Source organism: Pseudomonas auratipiscis, assembly GCF_036324085.1.
Lineage (GTDB): Bacteria > Pseudomonadota > Gammaproteobacteria > Pseudomonadales > Pseudomonadaceae > Aquipseudomonas > Aquipseudomonas auratipiscis.
In genome coordinates this window covers 118,118-135,258 of sequence record NZ_JAZDCU010000012.1, presented here as the reverse complement: position 1 = coordinate 135,258, position 17,141 = coordinate 118,118, and the positions used below count along the sequence as shown (strand labels likewise).

15 protein-coding genes are annotated in these 17,141 nt (G+C 52.8%); 5 read left to right on the top strand and 10 right to left on the bottom strand.

Translation table 11 applies throughout. The annotated features are described in order from the left end of the window. The first annotated feature begins 84 nt into the window (after positions 1 to 84). Entirely contained in the window at positions 85 to 2,133 is a 2,049-nt protein-coding gene (locus V0R60_RS17650; RefSeq protein WP_330080342.1) for a hypothetical protein, read from the top strand. A 61-nt stretch (positions 2,134 to 2,194) separates the two neighbouring features. Here the strand turns inward: V0R60_RS17650 and V0R60_RS17645 are convergent, their stop codons facing one another. The 6 genes from V0R60_RS17645 to V0R60_RS17620 form a co-directional block, all read right to left on the bottom strand. Further along, positions 2,195 to 3,007, bottom strand: coding sequence for a helix-turn-helix transcriptional regulator (locus V0R60_RS17645; RefSeq protein WP_330080341.1), 813 nt, complete (start codon positions 3,005 to 3,007; stop codon positions 2,195 to 2,197). A gap of 93 nt (positions 3,008 to 3,100) precedes the next feature. After that, positions 3,101 to 4,582, bottom strand: coding sequence for an aldehyde dehydrogenase family protein (locus V0R60_RS17640; protein ID WP_330080340.1), 1,482 nt, complete (start codon positions 4,580 to 4,582; stop codon positions 3,101 to 3,103). 55 nt (positions 4,583 to 4,637) lie between these two features. Continuing rightward, complete coding sequence (locus V0R60_RS17635) at positions 4,638 to 5,681, bottom strand: alcohol dehydrogenase catalytic domain-containing protein (RefSeq protein WP_330080339.1); 1,044 nt, start codon at positions 5,679 to 5,681, stop codon at positions 4,638 to 4,640. 93 nt (positions 5,682 to 5,774) lie between these two features. Beyond that, the gene (locus V0R60_RS17630; RefSeq protein ID WP_330080338.1) at positions 5,775 to 6,362 is read right to left on the bottom strand and encodes a hypothetical protein; all 588 of its coding nucleotides are present in this window, start codon (positions 6,360 to 6,362) and stop codon (positions 5,775 to 5,777) included. Positions 6,363 to 6,380: 18 nt separating this feature from the next. After that, entirely contained in the window at positions 6,381 to 7,817 is a 1,437-nt protein-coding gene (locus tag V0R60_RS17625) for an APC family permease (protein WP_330080337.1), read from the bottom strand. Between the two features lie 214 nt (positions 7,818 to 8,031). Further along, entirely contained in the window at positions 8,032 to 8,694 is a 663-nt protein-coding gene (locus tag V0R60_RS17620; RefSeq protein ID WP_330080336.1) for a TetR/AcrR family transcriptional regulator, read from the bottom strand. Between the two features lie 153 nt (positions 8,695 to 8,847). On the opposite strand from V0R60_RS17620, the gene V0R60_RS17615 reads away from it, so the two are divergent. Next, positions 8,848 to 9,276 carry a TOBE domain-containing protein gene (locus V0R60_RS17615; protein ID WP_136477115.1) on the top strand — a complete coding sequence of 143 codons (429 nt, stop codon included), beginning with the start codon at positions 8,848 to 8,850 and terminating at the stop codon, positions 9,274 to 9,276. A gap of 77 nt (positions 9,277 to 9,353) precedes the next feature. On the opposite strand, the gene V0R60_RS17610 is transcribed toward V0R60_RS17615, so the two are convergent. Beyond that, positions 9,354 to 10,001 (bottom strand): hypothetical protein, encoded by a 648-nt coding sequence (locus V0R60_RS17610; protein WP_330080335.1) that lies wholly within the window; start codon positions 9,999 to 10,001, stop codon positions 9,354 to 9,356. Between the two features lie 386 nt (positions 10,002 to 10,387). Here V0R60_RS17610 and V0R60_RS17605 point away from each other — a divergent pair, with 386 nt between their 5' ends. Next, positions 10,388 to 10,594, top strand: coding sequence for a DUF6434 domain-containing protein (locus V0R60_RS17605; protein ID WP_136477117.1), 207 nt, complete (start codon positions 10,388 to 10,390; stop codon positions 10,592 to 10,594). 473 nt (positions 10,595 to 11,067) lie between these two features. Further along, positions 11,068 to 11,376 (top strand): hypothetical protein, encoded by a 309-nt coding sequence (locus V0R60_RS17600; RefSeq protein WP_203542609.1) that lies wholly within the window; start codon positions 11,068 to 11,070, stop codon positions 11,374 to 11,376. 207 nt (positions 11,377 to 11,583) lie between these two features. Here V0R60_RS17600 and V0R60_RS17595 read toward each other — a convergent pair whose 3' ends face one another. From V0R60_RS17595 to V0R60_RS17585, 3 genes are all read right to left on the bottom strand, one after another. After that, positions 11,584 to 11,940 (bottom strand): SH3 domain-containing protein, encoded by a 357-nt coding sequence (locus tag V0R60_RS17595; protein ID WP_330080334.1) that lies wholly within the window; start codon positions 11,938 to 11,940, stop codon positions 11,584 to 11,586. 304 nt (positions 11,941 to 12,244) lie between these two features. Then, positions 12,245 to 13,126, bottom strand: coding sequence for an exonuclease domain-containing protein (locus V0R60_RS17590; RefSeq protein ID WP_330080333.1), 882 nt, complete (start codon positions 13,124 to 13,126; stop codon positions 12,245 to 12,247). A gap of 500 nt (positions 13,127 to 13,626) precedes the next feature. After that, complete coding sequence (locus V0R60_RS17585) at positions 13,627 to 13,839, bottom strand: hypothetical protein (RefSeq protein WP_330080332.1); 213 nt, start codon at positions 13,837 to 13,839, stop codon at positions 13,627 to 13,629. Positions 13,840 to 14,361: 522 nt separating this feature from the next. Here V0R60_RS17585 and V0R60_RS17580 point away from each other — a divergent pair. Next, positions 14,362 to 17,025: a TrlF family AAA-like ATPase gene (locus V0R60_RS17580; RefSeq protein ID WP_330080331.1), complete on the top strand. Its 2,664-nt coding sequence runs from the start codon at positions 14,362 to 14,364 to the stop codon at positions 17,023 to 17,025. The last annotated feature ends 116 nt before the right edge of the window (positions 17,026 to 17,141 follow it).

The window sequence follows — 17,141 nt, the reverse complement described above, 5'->3', positions numbered from 1 at the left end:
ATCAAAAAACAGATGCTACTCACCTTGAACGAGATAATGGCACTTTGATATCTTTGGATTCTTTCAAGTTTTGGCTGGTACACATTGAACTCGAGAGAACCCGACGCAACCGAACACGCAAGCGCCGCAAATGACAATGACGTCACTGATTGCGATACGCACACTCGACGCAAACTGCCCAAAATCAAGCTGATCGACCAAGTCCGTGCGCCGATTAACCATAGGCCCCGTCACACGCCCGAAAAGCCTGCGCATACCGGTGACAAATACCGCCCCGATGTAGCCGTCGGCACCGCGTTCGGAACAAACGAAACCAGTAATCTGTACTCCGACCAAGTTCGATTCAACGCCAGTGGCGGTCACGGCTTTGCCGCAGAACAAGGTAACCACCTCATCGATCGGATTAACCTGAAGAAAGCCAGAATCATCGGCGATGACAACGCTTTGAATGGTGCTGACCGAATCATTGACGGGGTAAAGATTCAATCCAAATACTGTGCGACCGGTGGGCGGTGTATCTCCAGTTGCTATGACAAATCTGGAAACTTTCGCTACATCCACGATGGCAAGGCCATGCAGATCGAAGTGCCGTCGGACAAATACGAGGATGCACTCAAATCTGTCAGGGCCCGGATCGAAGCAGGAAAAATTCCGGGATACACCGATCCGAATGACGCAGAAAAAGTTGTTCGCAAAGGAAATCTTACCTACAAGCAAGCCGTTAACATCGCCAAGTTTGGTACCGTCGAAAGCGTCACTTTCGATGCGCTCAATGGTGTCAAAGTCGGCGTTGCAGCAGGCTCACTTTCTGCCGCAGTGGCGTTCGCCCAAGGCATCTGGTCGGGACAACCTCCTGCTGTCGCCTTGAAAAACGCCGCTTGGGCAGGCCTGAAAGTAGGTGGCAGTGCATTGGCTATCAGCGTGATCTCAAGCCAACTGGGGCGAACGGCCTTCGAACAAGCGTTTCGCGAAGTGAGCAAGGCATTCGTCGAGAAGCTGAGCCCCAAATTGGTATCCGCTCTGGTCAAGTCCATGACGGGGAAAGTGCTAACCGGCGCCGCCGCGACTAACACGCTCGCCAAACTGCTGCGCGGCAACCTGGTCAGTTTGGTGGTATCGACTGTCGTGCTGTCGACCGGCGATATCATTCGAACGTGTCGAGGACGTATTTCCACGCTGCAGTTCGCCAAGAACCTTACCAGCACCGCCAGCAGCGTTGGAGGCGGATACGCAGGTTTCACCAGCGGCGCGCTGGCCGGAACTGCATGCTTTCCGGGTCCAGGCACGCTGATTGGCGGTATCCTCGGGGCCATCGGTGGCAGCTTGGCCGCAGGCTACTTGACCAGTTCGGTGATGGACAACCTAATCATCGACGACGCAGTGGCCCTACAAGCCTTGTTTGAAATGCAGTTAGTGAAAGTTGCCAAAGACTACCTGCTGCTAAGTGATGAAATCGAAGACATCGTCAGCCTACTGGACGAAGATGGGTTGCCAGACTTCTTCATGCAGGCGCACGCCATGGGCGATGCAGGTCGAGCCGAGTTCATGAGTCAGCGGCTTGAAGGTTATGCTCAAGTAGCTTTGAAATTACGCGCGGCGATTGGAGCGCCCCCAGAAGATGAGCTGATACAGCAACAAGCCCGCATCATCGGTGAACTAAGCGCCGCAGAGTACAACGGCGAATTGCCAATAAACCCGGACACCGCCGAATTGACGGCCACCTTCGCAGAGGCCTTAACAGACTTTTTGAAGGTAGAAGGCGTCAAGTCCGAGTCTGTGATCTGGGGCGAAGAACTCGTCAGCACGAAAGGCCTGAAAAAATTGGGCAATGCACTGAATTCGTTTGGTCGAATCGAAGATGGCGCACCGATAGATGCCGTCATCGCCGTTATCGATACCACTAAACTGGGCACCGCAACCGATGGAATTATTCTGACCAACGCGTCTATGTGGATCAAACCCCTATTCAGCGACGCCTATAAAATCGACTATCACGCATTACCGTCGAACACACGGGTTGGTGATGAAAACCTGGAGATCAATGACTGTGCACCCATTGGCTTGTCATCCAAAGAGCTTCGGATTGATATGCGCAGGATTTTGCGCCTGATCAAAGGACACTTCCGGCTCTAGTACAGGGACGAATCGGGTATGAATTCGATAGGACTCAGCGCAAAGGTGGTCTGCAGGCGCGTCAATCTGTTGTAACTGCCATCGAAGGCTTACCCTTGATCGCCTGGACAAACAGCGCCAACAGCTCGGATTGACTGCCGATTCCCAACTTCTCATAAAGGTTCTTTCGATGAACCTTGACCGTCGCCGGGCTGATCCGCAGCTTTTGCGCGATGGACTGGCTGGAGTGCCCCTGCAACAGCAACCTGACCACTTCGCACTCGCGCTCGGTGAGCAAGCCACGGCCAAAGTTGGCAAAGGCTTCCTGGACCAGGTGATCGTGATCATCCAAGGGCCGGACTGCAACTTGCCTGCTTGCCTCCCATGCGGCCCGCACCGCGGCACTGACAACCGGAACGGCACTCTCCAGTTGGCGGATCTCATCATCATAGAACCGGGTGCGCCCGCGCCGGCGCATCAACGACAGGACAGCATGGGTGTCGGGGCCAAGGTTGATGAAAAAGCCGACTTCTTCACATAAACCAAGATGGTGGTAGTAGGTACGAAAGTATTCACTGTTGTAGAACTGATCCGGCGCCAGCTGACGCATGCTGTACACGCCTTCAGGCTGGGACGGTTGCGAGGCCAGGTAGAAAGGATCCAGTAGGTAGGGTCCCGTCTGGTACTCATCAATGAAGATGCACCGCTGCTCGTCGGTGAACGTGTCGAACAACGACAGCGGCCGATAACTTCCCTCATAGATGAACAGCACGAAATGATCCGCAATGCTCAAACGCCTCAACCAGGCGGCAAGGGCCTGTAACTGCCGACCACCGGCAGGTTGGCTCATTACCTCGACGACACTGCGCGTCCAATCAGTCAGGTGCATTTGCATGGTGTGATGCCTCTATGAGGTTCGGCCAACGAGACAGCAGGTGGCGCCCTGATGTTATCTTCAAAAGCGCCACCGGTGCAGCGGGCATGCGCCCTATTTGAGGTACCAGCCCCACTTCTGTTCACTGTCGTAGCGAGTGATCTGTTTAACTTCCAGGTAGTTGTTCAAGCCCCATTCCCCCAGCTCGCGGCCGATACCACTCTGTTTGTAGCCACCCCACGGCGCTTCGGTGAAAGTTGGCTGTGAGCAGTTGATCCAGACAATACCGGCACGCAGCTTGCGGGCCACGCGCTCGGCACGTTCAAGGTCTGCAGACATCACCGCGGCAGCCAGACCAAAGCGCGAATTGTTGGCACACCGCAGCGCTTCGTTTTCATCATCGAATGCACGGATACACACCACCGGACCGAAGATCTCTTCCTGCCAGATCCAGCTGTCTTGCGCGACATCGGCAAAGATGGTCGGCTGCAAGTAGAACCCCTTGTCGAATCCGGCCGGTCGCGCGCCCCCGTACACCCGTCGAGCGCCCTCCTCCTGACCTCGAGCGATCGCCGCCAGCACTTTGTCGTACTGACCTTTGCTCACCAGCGGCCCGAGCAGTACACCCTCCTCCAGGCCATTGCCGATGCTGACTTTCTCCGCTTCCTGCTTTAGCCGCTCAAGCAATGGCGCATACAGATTGCGCTGGACAAGCACGCGAGACGTCGCGGAGCAGACCTGGCCCTGGTTCCAGAAAATACCGAACATGATCCATTCGACCGCGGCCTCCAGATCACTGTCATCGAAGATGATGAAGGGCGACTTTCCGCCCAACTCCAAGCTGATGTTTTTGATGTCGTGCGCGGCCGCCTGCATGATCCGGCTGCCCGTGGGCACGCTGCCGGTGAAGGCCAGTTTGTCGATCCCAGGGTGCTGCGCCAGTGCGGCGCCGGCATCCTGGCCCAGGCCTGGAAGCACGTTCAACACCCCTGCAGGTAGCCCGGCGTTGTGGGCAATACGCGCCAACTCCAGCGCGGTGAGTGGCGTCAGTTCGGACGGTTTGAGGACCATGCAGCACCCCGCAGCCAGGGCCGGAGCGACTTTCCAGGCGGCCATGAGCATGGGAAAGTTCCACGGGATAATCGCCCCCGCGACGCCGACCGGTTCTTTACGCGCCAGCGAACTGAAGCGCTCGTCGGCCAGGGCGACCGCCTGTTCACGTTCGCTGTCCAGACCTTCGGCAAGGTCAGCGTAATAATCGAAACAGCCTGCGGTATCACCTATGTCCCACAGCGCCTCGGGCAGCGGCTTGCCGTTATCGCGCACTTCCAGCACTGCCAGTTCCTGCTGCCGATCACGGATGCCCTGGGCGATGCGTCGCAGCACTTCGGCACGCGCCGCGCCGCTCATCTGCGGCCACGGCCCCTCGTCGAAGGCGTGACGGGCAGCCCGCACCGCCAGATCAACGTCCGCGGCGGTGGCCGCAGCAACGCTGGCAATCAGCGTCTCACTACTGGGGTCGATGGTATCGAACGCCCCGCCCTCGACCGGGCCCACCCATTGGCCATTGATATACAGCTGAGTATCGGCATTCATGTTTGCACTCCAAGCGAGCAATACGGTTGACGCTTGCGCGCCAACCGCCTCGGGATCAGGAAATCTTCAGCACCTTGCGACCCACTACCGTGCCTTTACGAATCTGGTCGAAAATCTCGTTGATCTCATCCAGAGTGGTCAGGCTGGCCTGGACTGCAACCAGGCCATTGGCAGCAAACTCCACGGCCTCGTGCAGGTCTTGCCGGGTACCGACGTTGGAGCCACGAATGGACAGTTCCCAGTTGACGATACGGTCGATGGAGCTGCGCACCTCGTCGGCGGCGCCCCCCGGCTGACCGATATAGATTGCCGTGCCACCAGGACGCAACAGTTTCACTGCAAGTTCGAATGCCTTGTTGGAGGTCGCCGTCACCAGCACACCGTGCACCCCACCCAGCTCTGCGTGAATGGCAATTTCCGGGTCATTCATCACGTTGTACACCCGCTCGGCGCCCAAGCGATGGGCCAGCTCCAGCTTTTCATCACTGACGTCGACCGCAACCACCCTCAGGCCCATGGCCTTGGCATATTGCACCGCCACATGGCCCAACCCACCAATGCCGATGACCGCCATCCATTGCCCCGGCCGCGCCCCCGATCGTTTCAGGCCGCGGTAGGTGGTAACCCCTGCGCAAAGGATGGGCGCCAGGCCATACAGATCAGCGCCAGCCGGTACTTTTGCGACAAATGCCGCCGGCGCGATCATGTACTCGGCATAGCCGCCGGGCTTGCTGTAACCGGTGGCCTCGCCTTGCTTGCAGATGGTCTCCATGCCGGCGCGGCAGTACTCGCAGGCGCCACAGGCGCTGTACATCCAAGGCACACCAACGGTGTCGCCGAGCGCATAGCCGGTCACGCCTTCACCCAGCTCGGCAATATGCCCGGTGACTTCGTGACCGGGAATCAGTGGCAGATTCGGCGGGCTCGGCCAGTCGCCGTCGCAGGCATGCACGTCACTGTGGCAAACACCGCAGGCGACTACCTTGATAAGAATTTCGCCAATGCCCGGTTTTGGAATCGGCACCTGTTCAAGTTTCAGTGGCCCGCCAAGCTCGCGGAGAATGGCGGCGGTCATGGTTTTATTGTTCGAGTCCAACATGGCTACATCCTCATGAAACAACGGTTTTTGCCTAGCTCTGAGCAACACGCCCAGGTTGTTATCCAGGCGTGAGTCAGTGATCCGTTTCGACCATCAGCTGGCGAGTGCTACAGGACGATTGGCTTGAAGAATCAATGAGATTTGCTGAATGAGCAGCACCGTGCTGTCCACTTCCGCTGCGGTGGGTTGGCGTGCGTACTTCACCGGTGGAATAAGCATCCAGACGAAGTCTCCATAGTTGGGTGTCAGCACCACTTCACAGGCCTTGTCCGCTGGATGGTAATGAATACTCAAGCCGCCAAGCTCCATCGCAGCACACAAGGGAAGCACCACGTCACTGGCATTGAGCGGGTCCCGTAAGGCAGCGCTGATGGCGGGCCCAACAAACTTCGCGGTTCGGCTTGAAGGCTTCCAACCTCGATAATCAAGACGGATAGTCATCGCCGTGGGCCCGAGGTCCGCAGCGACTTTCCAGCGCCAGCGGCAGGTGTAGATTCTGCCAATCACCTTGCTCGACAAGCGATGCTCAAGCACCAGGTCATCGGCTGCCAGGCGATGGTCGACTCCCGACACTGTGCGGGCATCGGTGACGACGTCGTGCCCCATGTATTGGCCAAAACGTGAAACCGTATCGCGCAGCGTTTGCTCGGCGCGCCGGTCGATGACTGAATAAAGATCCATGCTCACTCCGACCTACGGTTATTGGCGTTTCAACTGGGCAAGCAATACCGCTTCGCTGCCATTGCTGGACTCATCGATAGATTCGGAACGATGGATAATGCGCCGCAACACGTCATCCAGTGGCACGGGCTTGAACAGGTCCTGGCCGGTCTTCTTCAGGTAGATAACGCCAAACGCCAGGATCAACGCCGAGCACACCACCGCGATACCCAGTACTTGGGCGTCTGCGACCAATGTCCCGATCATGTACAGGCACGCAGCGATACCAATCAATTGCGGCAGCGGATAAAGCGGCGTCCGGAACGGACGGTTGGCGTTGGGATACTTGAAACGCAGAATCACTACGTTCACCTGGGCAATCAGGTACGACATCAACCAGGTGGTGCAGGCCACGCTGATCATCATGGTGATCAAGGCAATATCGGCATGATTGGCCATGGCGTAGACCAGCACGATAAGGATCAACGCCACCACGAAGAAGATACTGAACCATGGCGTTCTGGCGGTGGGGTGCAGCCAGGAGAAAATCTTCGGCAGCATGCCTTCACGCGACAAGCCATAGAGCATGCGCGGCACCGCGATCAGATAAGTGTCACAGGTGGTGACCGCAGCCAGAATCGAGATGCTGCCCATCAGAATCAGACCCGGTTGACCGAGCATCGCCGCGGCGCCATCGACATGTGGAATGGTCGACGCGGCGAGTTCTTCCAGCGACAAGTAGCGCGTGATGCTCAAGCCGAAAAGCAGATCGACAAGCCAGATACTGGCGCAGCCAAAGATCATTGCCAGCGGAATGGTTTTACCCGGATTCTTGACCTCCTCGGCCAGGGGCGCAACGAACTCCATGCCGATGAACAGCCAGATCGCCAAACTCAAATGGCTGAATTGATCCTGCCAGGAAATCACCGAAAACGGCGGCTGCTCAGCCAATTGCGGCGCGGTTTCGAAACCGGACAAGCCCCAGACACCCACCAACCCAAGCATCAGCATCATTGCAATCGCCAGGGTGGTTTGCACCCGCCCGAACAGATCGACGCCTTTAAGGTTGATACCCACCAGCACAGCCAGAATACCGAGGGAAAACAGATACCAGGGGAAACCGGTCAAGCGCTCAAGCGACTGGCCGCCGATGATCATGTTGGTACCACCATCGGTGCCCACCAGCACGATGTAGCCTGCCAGTACGGCGAACAGCGCAGGAAGTTTTCCCAGGGCGGGCAGCGTGTACTCCCCCACCATCCCCGCCCCCGGCAGCATTGCTGCCAGCTCGGAATAGGACATCGCGATACACAGAATCACCAGCAGCGCCAACAGCGCAACGACGCTGAAGGCCGGCCCGGAAACGCCGTAACCATTACCCAGCGCCACCATGGCGGTGCCCGAAACCACCAACCCCACCGATGTGGAGTAGGCCGCCCAGAACCCCAGGCTTCGGCTCAACTTCAAACTACTCATAACGCACCTCTCCACTATTGTTGTTTTAATGAAAAGCGGTGTGACGTAAACAGGAAGTGGGAGCAACGCTATCAATGCGGTCGACGGGGTGTACATACACCGCGGGGGGTAGATGGATGGGGGGATAGTCGGGGGCGCGACATTGCGTGGCTCGGCAGGTCCTGCGATGGCGTCTAGATGCTGATATCGGCGCCCTTGAGACTTCCGGGAGCAATCAGTGGCCAGGACCAAGTCCACAACGCAATAACCGCGCGGCATTGCTGGCAGCCGCGTCGTAGTCCATCGCGTCGTGTTGCCAACCCGGGTTTTGCCAACCTCGGCTGAGGCAGGACTGCGCCAAGGCCCAAATGGTAAGCAGCACATGTTCCGGATCAACAGGCGCCAGCAAACCACGATCGATCCACTCGCGAATGCTCGCCACACTCCTTTGGGCCTGAACAGTCCAGGAGGCGAAGAATTCACCGGGCAGGTTTCTGGCGCCATCGCGAAGTTCGGCAATGAAGACTTTCGAGGCACCGGGTCGGTGTTCAAACAGGCGGACCATACGCACCAACGTTTGCGTAAGCGCGTCGAGCGGCGCCTGTGATTCGTCCAGCACCGGCATGCACGCAGCCAGATAGGAAGGTGCGATGTCCTCGAGTAGCTTGGCGTAAATGTTTTCCTTGGACTTGAAGTAGTAATGCACATTGGATTTGGGCAGACCGGCCGCCTTGGCAATGGTCGATACTTTGGTAGCTGCGTAGCCCTTGTCAGCGAACGCTTCGCTCGCCGCATCGAGGATAGTGCGGCGGACTTCCTCCGAGACATCAGCGCTGCCCCTGCTTCTCCTGGCAGTCAAAGGGGCATCGAGACGGTTGTCGAACGGCATGATGTACATCGGATATTTCCTGAATTGCCGGGCTAGCGCCCGATGTTGAGGTGGCCCGAAAGACGCAATATACAAAACTATACAGCGGTAGCGTAAGTACGCAGGCCGGCGTATTGTTCCGTTCGAGGTGAATTACCCCAATTCAACGTAAGGAGAGCAGCGATGAAGGTCAGTGCACGCAACGTGTTTAAAGGCAAAGTTACGAAACTGAACCCGGGCGCGGTGAACGCGGAAGTCGTCCTTGAATTGGCCGGCGGGGAGTCCCTGGTAGCGGTGGTTACAATGGAAAGCGCAAAAAGCCTGAACCTGGCACCGGGCAGCGATGCATTTGCCCTGGTCAAAGCGCCCTGGGTCATGTTGATGACGCAAAGCAGCGACATCCGCTTGTCTGCACGTAACTGCCTGGCGGGAAAAGTGGTGAGCGTGGCCGATGGCGCGGTCAACGCCGAGGTCGTGCTGGAGCTGCCGGGTGGCACCAAGGTCTACTCTATCGTCACCCGCGAAGCAGTGAATGAACTGGGGCTGGCTCCTGGGGTGAGCGCAACGGCGATCATCAAGGCGTCCCATATCATTCTAGGCGCCCCGGTCTGACCTCACCTTGCCCGCACTACAATGTCGTTGTTTCGTCCTGATAGCTGCGGCCAGTCAGGACGAATTCGGGGGTTGATCTATTTGTATCGAAGATAAAACCCGGATGCCGTTAGCACCACCGAGAACTCGTAGGTGATACCAGCGCTTCTCGTTGTTGACCTATAGACATTACACAGCAGCCTGCGATCACCCTCCGCTGGAATCAACGAAATCGGCCGTGTTTTATAAGTACTCAGATCGCGTGGCGCAGCCGTGAGTTCTCCCGACCTGACATCAGTAATTACAGCTACAGCGACCGTGTTAGTGTCTCTTGCCTTGATCCGAGCGCGGCGGACCTGATACTTCAAAGAATGGAGCGATTCCGAAATCAAGAGCACACACTGCTTATCGATTTCAGCGCCGAGGCTCTTTCCTGCATCCTTCTCACTCCACAAAAAAGCCTCGTGCCGGCGAGCCGACATAGGGAGCGCTTGATGCACAGAAAAACCTGAGCCGGACACAGGGGCATCAGCGGCGTAGGCGTATCTGACGGTTTTGTGAAAAGCACCTGTAACTAGCGTTGGATAGTTTTTTACCAGATAGTCTTTCACATAAGCCTCTGTGTACCATCGATGGTCAGACAAGACTCTTTTATCGTCTACAAAGGCAAGGGCTGGCTGCAGTGGGATCAGGGATAAGCCAACGATCGCGAGTGCGTTGAACGTCAGCAGGGCTCGTTGCAACATATACATCCTTGTTCTGTGGTGCGTCAGGGGTCGCGAAGATGATTGCTATCGAACATCTCGCCTGTTTAGTGGATTTTCCGGTAGGTAGCCGTTGCTACAAACACGGTGGAAATGTCGTATACCAAATCACCTCTGGTTGTTTTATACAGGAACTGCATAGGCCGGGGATGCCTGACTTTTCGGACGCTGTCCAGTTTGACGTAAAGAGGAGCCTATAGAATCAGGGGGCGATCCAAAAACCAGCCCAAGCATGATGAATTCTTCGGTTACATCATGCACTCTGCCCATCGGCAAATCCCATTCTCACCCCACAAAAAGTCGCATAAGTGTTTTGTGCCGCCGGCGGTGCTAGGCTCCGGTCGAATTCACCATCCAGGGAAATGGAAATGAGCTTTGACTGGCACGCAGGACCAATCACCCGGTCCACTCTCCTCGACAAGAACTACCGCAACACTCAGAAGGTCCGGCAGTTTCTGGTGAACGAGTGTGGCAAAGCCTTCAAGTTTGATCGAGCCCTCATGGCGTGGATCAAAAGCGGCGCCCCGTCCAACATGGGCGACGTCGCAGACGAATGGATGCGAACGCGTCGGTGATCAAGACGTTCTTCCATTCGCCCCTGCACCACCCCGCAGGTGCATAGCCATGGTTGCCACAATCTTGCAGCCAGTATCCACCGCAGTACGCGCCGGCGATAGCTGAAACAACGGATGAGCCGTAAGGCGCGTATCAGCGCATCTCTTATAAAAAACAGAAGCGGATAAAGACTACTGCCTCCTTATATTTATCGAGAAATATAGAAAATTTCGTTCAGCGTGCCAGCCATTAAAATAAAAAGTGAAACTTTCCCACATCACCACATAAGAAATAAATTGTAACAAAGACCCCTTGAAATATTCTAAACACTAAGAAACCAATATTTACCGAGCCAAAACGAGAAATCCAACTTTTTATAGCTGGATGGAAACCCAGTTCATTAAAACCGTACCCAGTGGTAACGTATGCTTTCGCAATGCTCAGTACTAGAAAAAACATGAGCAAACTTGTTGGTTGAATAAAGGATTAACAAATGACTATCGAGCGAGAGATTTTCTCGGCCCTTATCGCACAAAACGCATTTCAAGGTGAAAAACCGAGCGTGCAAAGCTACGCCCAGCTCGCCGTCGACAAGGGGTTTAGAGCGCTTTCGTCAAAGCAACAGGCAGTGGTAAGCCCGTTCCTGCAAAAAAAATGCGAGGGCGTGAAAAATCCAAATGAAAAACATAACAACTGCCAAAATACTATAGGCGGTCGTGATTTGGTTACAGCGCTTGAGAAAGCCGAAAATTATAAAGAGTGGCGCTGCGAAAGCTGCCGCAATGAAGCTGTACATCAATAAAACGACCGAGCTAGAGCAATAGTCTAAAACCCTATAGAAACAGCCAAAAAAATTAGTATTGCGCTCGCCACAATTTATCGTTATTGCAGCAGGCCACCCCAGGCCTGCTCGCAGCGTTTTCTTTTCTTTATGCCTGATCAGTTTAAAACTGAAGTGCCAAAAGATGGGCTGGATTGATTGCCGGCACCACACTACCCTGCCAGCGGCCTAGCCTGGCATTCTTTTCAGTTTACTTGTTGGCACCCAACCAGCCTCAGAACTTCCCTGCTTACGGCACCATGTCCACTCGTTCAGGTGGTTCTGGCCGAACAAGATATCGCCCGGATCAACGCTGAGCTCGACAGAGGAATAGTCTGCAATCGCTCTTGCGCTGTTTTCATCGATGCGTTCGAACACCTGCGCTGGAACCCATCCACTCTGCTGAGCTTCGGTGGAGCAAAAATACCAACCCGGCCAACCCTCTGGCCCACTGTACTCGCCACCGACCACCAGAAGTGCTCCCTGCCTAAAGGAAATCGGCTCTGGGAGTTCCGGTCTATGACATTCAATAACGAGAAGCTTCAACGGTCTGATCCTTCAGTGGGTAGTGGTTTGTAGATAATACCAGCGCCTCCATGGCTCCAAAAATCATCCGTGCCGACAACCAATTTCCGATGACCTTGCGAATAGAAGTCTCTTGGTTCGTTTTCAGCAGTATCTCGGCGCAGCTTGGGTCTCCGTCCTCTGGATCATGCTTCCAGTCCAGAAGTCGATCGACTGCCGCGCTATCCCAGCTACTGATGGAATTTAGGCAGCGAAATACGAGCAGTAACTCGTAGCTGCCTGTCCACCGGTTCCAGAACTGACCACTTATCCCCGAGCACCGTTACTACGCCAAATGCTGCCTGTCTGCCTTATCCAGCGTAACCATGGCTAGAAAATCGGATTCACCGATGATGCGAATCTCATGTCCCGCCTTTATGAGCTCCTCAGCTTTCAGGTGCTTGCTGCTCTTCTCTTTACCGGCAAGCCTGGTGAGATCCTGGTCACCGACAACGAGAATGGTGGTCTTCTTGGTCACTCCGTTGGAGGGCGCGCATCCCATGGCAGCAGCTAGATCCTGCGCCTTCTGTCGAGGCATTTGCATTGCACCGGTAAACACGATGCTTTCATCCGAGAGAGGCCCTGCTGTGTTCACTACCATCGCAGCCGCAGTGTTGATTGGCTGTCTATTGAGCGCGATCCAACCAGCAGGTGAGATACCGGTTTCTTCACATGCTCTCAGAAGAACCAGGCCAGCAGCCCTGGCATCTTCAATTGCGTTGTGATGTCGGGCGAGCGGAATACCAAGGTACTTGCAGACCGCGTTGAGCCTGTAACCGCCTGTGGCATACCTATCGGGCCACGCACGTCTAACCGCAAGCTGGATGTTCAGCCATTGGTTGCTCATGGGCACAAGATTGCGGGTGTCGCATGCCTGACTGAAAGCGGAGCGATCGAAATGGCCGTAACTGGCGATCAGGTTGTCAGCGGCCAGAGACCTAACGGTTTCGAGCACAGTCTGGAAGGGAGGTTGCCCTGCTATCATCCCTGAGGTAATGCCGTGGATCCGCGTGTTGAACTCGAAAAAATCATCTTCGGGATCAACTAGGCTATCCCACTCGTTGGTTATCTGGCCATCGACGAATTCCACAACGCCGATTTGGCAGATGGAGCCAAACCAAGAATTCGCGGTTTCGACATCTATGGAGACGAAGCGGTTAGAAGACATAGCCATCCTTGGTCAGGCAAAGGCTAAACGCTACTACTCCGCTGAGAAAATCACCAGAGGCCGCTTTTCACCTACTTGCTCAATTCCGATGAACTGCTCACCGATGAAAATACGAGTCATCGGCCAGCAACGCTGATCAAGCGCACAGTCACGCGAGATGGACCAGCCAGGCCAGGGGAGCTGCGAAACCAACCCGATGAAAGCTTTTTACGAAGGAGTTGCGGAACACCTGGCCTTTTCAGTGTCAATCTTTCCGCCCCAAAAAACGCAAAAAGCCCAGAATAATCAGGGCTTTGAATTTGGCGGAAGCGTAGATATTCGAACTCTAGGATAGTTGCCCATCGACGGTTTTTAAGTCCATAATATTTTCTTTTTAAAACAGATAGTTACGTGATTTTTTGTTCCGCAATTTACCTAATCTTGATTGCCCGAACCCCTGATGCTGCAAGGGTCGGCTTTTCGATTGCGGAACTGATTTGAGCCCCTGAGAGCACCAGGCTTCAGTGAATAACTGGTTCTTCTCCCACGAGAGCTCGACGTTGATAAAGCTGCAAAGCTTCAAACATCGACTCAGCCCGAATACGAAGCTGCTCAACCTCATTGGGAGCGCTCACACCTTTCGCAGCTTCATAGCGTCGCAAAGCCTCAAAGGCTTGAGCCATCAATGCCTCCCCCTGCACCATCCGTTCACGCAACGTTTTCGCATCGATCATCGTCTTCCTTAACGCCTCCCGGTGGGATTTCTCTCCAGCATAGGCCACTGTGGATAGGACAATGGAACAGGGTGAATCGCCCCTGACACTCTAGACGCTCTCTAAGCTCTTCTCCCCCCCCCCCGAAAATCATCAGGTAGATGACGATCAACACCTGAATCGATCGTAATGTCCAAAAAGCCACCCTAAACAACAGCATAATCAGCACAAGCTTCTTCATGGGACCTCCAGCACAGCATGACGGAGAGCAACCTCTTAGCTCTCCTATACGTACTGGTAAGCCGACATTCTCTTGGTCTCTGCAAATCGGCATAAAAGCGATGAATGGCCAAAGCTCATACGTCAAGTATGATTTGGAATTTCCATTGACCCAACCTCAGCGACTACGAATCATTCGCATAAAATACGGTATTACATCCCCTCCCTTCCTCTTCTAGCCTATTGGCCAGACGACGTGCATAGGGTTATATTCAGGGGTTGTTAGATACACATATCAAAATACTTTAATACAGGGATGAAACAATGATAGGTTCATTGTGGAACAAGTGGGATCTGCATTTACACTCACCACTAACCAACTTGAATAACAATTATAAGAATGCAAGCATCGATGATTTTGTACAAAAAATCAAAGCGGAAAACCTATCACTAATAGGAATTACAAATTATTTCTACTTCAAAGAAAACGAACTAGAAATAATTAGAGAGAGCATCAAAAGAGCCGAAATCCATACAACCGTCCTGGGAAATATCGAATTAAGAATTAACCAGCCAAACAAAGATGGAGAATGGATCAACATACACTTAATTTTTGCCGAACACATCACAACGAAAACCATAAACGATTTACTCTCAAAACTATCTGTCACCAACACAACTCTCGACAGCAAAGCAATTTGGTGCTCAGAAGATTCATTCTTATCTAGCCAAGTGGACGCTGGTCAAATAGTGGTTGACCCTCAAACCGTGATCCAACATTTAGAAAGCAACCTCACCGTTGGCAAGGATTACATAATCGCTATGTGTCCGAACGGATATGGTGGCTTCCAACCCGATAGAAAGGAAGGCCGATCTGTTGCGGTTGCTCTTGAGATAGATAAATTTAGCCATATAATATTCGGCCGCCCCAGAGATCGAAGTTTCTTTTTAACTACTTCACGCTTCCCAAATGCCCCCGCCAAGCCCGTATTTACATGCTCTGATGCCCATGCAATGGACCAGCTTGGCGAAAAATACACTTGGGTGAAAGCGAAGCCAAATTTTCAAGGTCTGCGCCAAGCGATATATGAACCAGCTGACAGAGTTCAACAGTCAGATGAATTCACTGAGAGAACTTTCATAAAGCCTTATTTCAGCAAAGTTTCTATTGAAGGTAAAATTTTCTCAGACGGCGAGATCAGTTTTACAGAACAGACTATTCCGCTAAACCCAAACATGGTGGCAATCATTGGCGGACGAGGAACCGGCAAGAGCCTACTTCTTGATGCGATATTTTCTAGACTAGGCAATTGTCAAGGAACTGATCGAGTCAGAAACGTTAAAGTAGAGAAACTATCTATTACTCTAAACCAAGGTGGAACCCAAGGCACTGAAATCGAATTTGACGAACTATCAGAAGATTCATATTCATACCTTCATGTTTCACAAGGAAACATACACAACTTCAGCAAAGACCCAACAGTTCTGAGTGACGAAATCAAGAAGATGCTTGGCATAAGATTTGTACCTTATGACCCAATTGCTTCACAAGAGCTAACACAAAACCTTGGTGGCTATCGAGCTTTTGTCGAGTATTGGAAAGAAAAAGACCCTAGCGGCGCACAGACGAATACACCAAAGTATCAAAATAGTATTATAGAAAAGAACACTCAGCTCATTAGCACCTTAACCAACCCACAAAATCACGAGTTAATCCAGCGGTACCAGACAAACTCCAGCACGATCAATGAAAACAAGGCCTTCACTGGTAGATCTCTAGAAATACTATCTGAAATAACGCGCTCAATCGAGCAACTCAACTCGCGAATAACAGAATACAACGGGTATCGTGATTCGCTCACAAAGCTACCACATATTGTAGTTGATGAAATCATCCAAGGTATCAACCTCAATAATGGCATAGCTGAAGCCAAGATATTAGAGCTTGGCAGAGACAATGACAGCATACGCGCCGAGTTTGCAAAGCAAGGTATAAACCAAGATATATCATCACTACTACACAAAGTCGCTGACTATCAATTCGCGATTGACCAAGCAAAGCGTAAGATCACTGAGATCGATTCTAAAACAAAAGAGTACCATAGCTACGTAGCAAGAAGGGGGGAACTCGCCGGAAAATATAATTCCTACATTGAGAATACCCGCCTCGAGGTTGACAGTGCCTTTGGAAAACTGCAACAGCACAACCCTGAATGGAATACCGAACAAAACGAACTTGTACAACACATCATCAGGGACATCAATATAATTGGTACAACTATTTTCGATACTGCTGAATTCTATTCAGGGCTTGAGCGCTGCATTAATAGGGGAAAATTCAGAAGCTCTGGAGACAAAACATCTCTAGAAAAATTGGTTTCGACTTTCTGCGTAAACAACAAAGAAGACTTTTTCAGGCTACTTTCCGGCCAAAAAATAATAAACATAGAAGGCACCCTAACTTCAGCCGAGGAATTTTTTTGGAAAGATGAATATTTCAACCAAGGAGGAAGATACGAATTAATCAACTACTTATTCTCACCAACCAGCATTAAAAATTATCTTTATGTAAATGCCGACTTCACATACAAAGGCAAACCAGTCAACAAACTTTCCGTTGGTCAGAGAGGCACTTTTTACGTATGCCTTAAACTAGCAACCGATCCATTTGGCAGCCCCTTTATATTCGACCAACCAGAAGACGACCTTGACAACGAATTTATCGTAAACCAATTAGTCCCACTATTTAATACAATAAAAAAATATCGCCAAGTCGTAATTGTTACTCACAATGCCAACTTAGTAGTCAACTCGGACGCAGAGCAAGTAATTGTCGCAGACAACGACGGAGATTTAATATCCTACTCTGCCGGTGCTTTGGAGGATGGTGACGTTCGGACAGGCTCAGGGGTCCGATCGAAAATATGTTCTATTCTTGAAGGCGGCCACTTAGCATTTGAGAAAAGAGAGCGCAAATACGGAATATAGAGTGCCAAATAACACAAGGCCTCGAAGCCCAAACTATACGAGCCTCGAGGCCTAGCTTCATAAATGCGCGCACCATCGATGATTAGCTTTTGCAGGACGCATCTATCCCTTTGTAT